Origin of the sequence: Chloroflexus sp. (assembly GCF_034435895.1) — a bacterium.
Lineage (GTDB): Bacteria > Chloroflexota > Chloroflexia > Chloroflexales > Chloroflexaceae > Chloroflexus.
This window is the reverse complement of sequence record NZ_DAOTWH010000010.1, coordinates 1-2584: the sequence shown is the minus strand read 5'-3', so window position 1 is coordinate 2584 and position 2584 is coordinate 1. Positions and strand designations below refer to the sequence as shown.

5 protein-coding genes are annotated in these 2584 nt (G+C 61.1%); all 5 read left to right on the top strand.

Annotated elements, in window-relative coordinates; all coding sequences use genetic code 11:
• A partial coding sequence (locus tag U9R81_RS00685) for a Kelch repeat-containing protein (RefSeq protein WP_322493623.1) occupies window positions 1-461 on the top strand: 461 nt, incomplete at its 5' end.
• 365 nt (window positions 462-826) lie between these two features.
• Window positions 827-1159, top strand: coding sequence for a hypothetical protein (locus tag U9R81_RS00680; RefSeq protein WP_322493622.1), 333 nt, complete (start codon window positions 827-829; stop codon window positions 1157-1159).
• Complete coding sequence (locus tag U9R81_RS00675) at window positions 1114-1638, top strand: hypothetical protein (protein ID WP_322493621.1); 525 nt, start codon at window positions 1114-1116, stop codon at window positions 1636-1638. Before U9R81_RS00680 ends, U9R81_RS00675 begins: the two co-directional genes overlap by 46 nt.
• Complete coding sequence (locus U9R81_RS00670; protein ID WP_322493620.1) at window positions 1619-1894, top strand: hypothetical protein; 276 nt, start codon at window positions 1619-1621, stop codon at window positions 1892-1894. Before U9R81_RS00675 ends, U9R81_RS00670 begins: the two co-directional genes overlap by 20 nt.
• 110 nt (window positions 1895-2004) lie before the next feature.
• Window positions 2005-2364, top strand: coding sequence for a hypothetical protein (locus tag U9R81_RS00665; protein WP_322493619.1), 360 nt, complete (start codon window positions 2005-2007; stop codon window positions 2362-2364).
• The last annotated feature ends 220 nt before the right edge of the window (window positions 2365-2584 follow it).

Below are 2584 nucleotides of genomic sequence, written 5' to 3'. Positions count from 1 at the left end.
CCATGCCGACCGCACGCGATGGGGTGGCCGCAGCCGCCGGCCAGAACGGCCGGATCTACGTGTTTGGCGGCGCGACGGCTGGCTTTTCCCGCGACACGGCCGAGGAGTATGATCCGCAGACGGACACATGGCGCGCACTGCGCGCCATGCCCACTCCGCGCGAAGGAGCGGCCGCTGTGACCGGCGCGGACGGCCGCATCTATGTTTTCGGCGGCTATAACTACGCCAGCGGCTGGCTGGCGACGGTTGAGGCTTACGATCCCGCGACCGACTCGTGGACGACGTGCGCGTCGCTGACATTGGACCGGGGGGGCCTAGCCGGCGTCCGCAGCGCGGGCAGCGCCTTCTATGCGCTCGGCGGCGCGCGCAGCAGCGGCCAAGAGTACGTGGCCACCGTCGAGGTGGCCCAGTTTCCCCTGCCGCTGAAGGCCTATCTGCCGCTGATCTTCCGGGGTGGATGATCCTGCGCCGCGCATCTACCTGTCGCTGACACTGCGCCGATAACCTGTAGGGGCGCATACCCGTGCGCCCCTACCGCACGGCGGCAGTCATTCACCCTGAAGAACGGCGTCGCCTTCTAAGGCGGCTTCGCCGGCGCCGAAACCAGCCGGGACGCGCGCGACTGGCAGACCAACAAGACCATCCTCAGCGGTGATATTGACCGGAAAGACATCAACGCCGACGGCAACCCCGTGATTGGTCGGCGCTCATACGTGTTCACCTGCGTGTGATTGCAAGGAGGCTTATTGTGCGATCCCGTTTCCTCTTCCTGATGGCGTGTGGGTTGGGTTGTCTCGCTCTGTCGTAGTCGCTCGTTGCGTGGGCCGTGAGCGCATGGACAAATCCGGTGATCATTGTGGCCCAAGCATACCTTAAAAACGTCAGCGTGAGCGATGACGGCGCCCGTCTGGTCGCGGTTGATGTTGTGAATGGCGAGGATAAAAGTCGCAATATTGTGGTCAGCGAGTTCAGTAATGGCGCTTGGCAGCCGGTGCAAGTGATTGCGCAGAATGGCGTGTGTGATACGTCCCAAGACACGCATCTGGTTATGAGTGGCGATGGCAATACGATTGCGTATGTTGACTGGACTGGCAAGCACCCGTGGTGTATATCGTGGATCGGCTGCCTAATGGTAGGTGGGGCGAGCCGGTGTTGCTGAACACGGATCTGAGCAATATCCATTACTGGATCAGTCTCAGCCCGGATGGGCGCACGTTGGCATTGGTGAGCTATAAGCCGTTCTTTGACATCGATCAGGTATACGTTACGACGCGCACCAGCAGCGGTTGGTCGCCGCTCACGCGCGTCTCTGATCCGGCGTTTGGCGGTCGTCATCCAGCGCTGAGCGCTGATGGACGCCGCATGGTCTACATCCAAAATGGGCGGGTGATGTACAGCGAACGCCTTGGCCGGCGCTGGTCGCCGCCGATCTATCTGACGTTGAATAACTACTGGGAAGGCGCTTCGGTCGAGTATCCGTTGTTAAGCGGCGATGGGCATACGGTGGTCTATTGGTTGGTGCGGCTCGAAGGCAATGTGCGAGTCAGCAAAGAGCTCTACGCTATCCGCCGGACAAGCGCCGGTTGGGGAACGCCGGAACGAGTCAACAGCCGCTTGAATGTTCCGGTGGTTAATTGATTCGGCGGTGGCGCTGAATAGCCAAGTCACGCGCTTGATCTATCCACGGGCTTTAGTCATCGATAGTACAGTCAGTGCGAGTGTGTTGGAGGTTGCCGAATGGACGAATAGCGGATGGCAGGAGACGACCTTGCCGGTCGCGGCGGCGGGCGAGACGTTTGAGTATGGGCCGCGCTTAACGCCTGATGGTATGGCATTGACCTATCTCAGCGGCGCTGGGATCAGGCGTACCCCACGAATGCGCCACTGGCGATGATATCAACCCCTGCGACCACCAGCCGGATCATCACCACCACTGGCGGCAATTTGTGCGCCAATCATTAACCGATTTGCTACGAATTTGCGCCGGACACCTTTATTACGACGGTGCAGATCACGTACACGCCAGTAACGCAATTGCCGGGGCCAGCGCCGGCGATTACTGATGCGAATGCTCCTGTCCAAGCACAGTATCTCTTTACCATCTCGGCGCAACCGGAATCAGCAGGCGCTGCCACAACTGCTGCGATCCAGCCGCAACAACCGGTGACGGTATTCATCAATTACCGCCAACCGGTAATTGCCGGCACAATCGGCCTCTGGCGCTGGGAGGGGAATGGCTGGGCGTCCGTCGCTGGCGTGGATGATCCAGAGGCGCGCCTGCTGACGGCGATGTTGGATCAAACCGGCACGTATGCGATCTTCGGCGCCAGTTATCCGGTGTATCTGCCGGCAATCCAGCGTTAAGCGGTTCAATGGCGGGCAGAACCTATACGTGCAGATATGGTTGATGGCTTTGAGATGCGTCGGTGTGCCCTCACCCCCGGCCCCTCTCCCGCGCTCGCGCGGGAGAGGGGCGCTACTGTGTTCTGCGTAAGAATGGCTTTGCCGCCATGCCGCGGCTCCCCCTCTCCCGCTGTCAGGCGGGAGAGGGGGTTGGGGGGGGGGGGGGCCAATGATAAAGGCG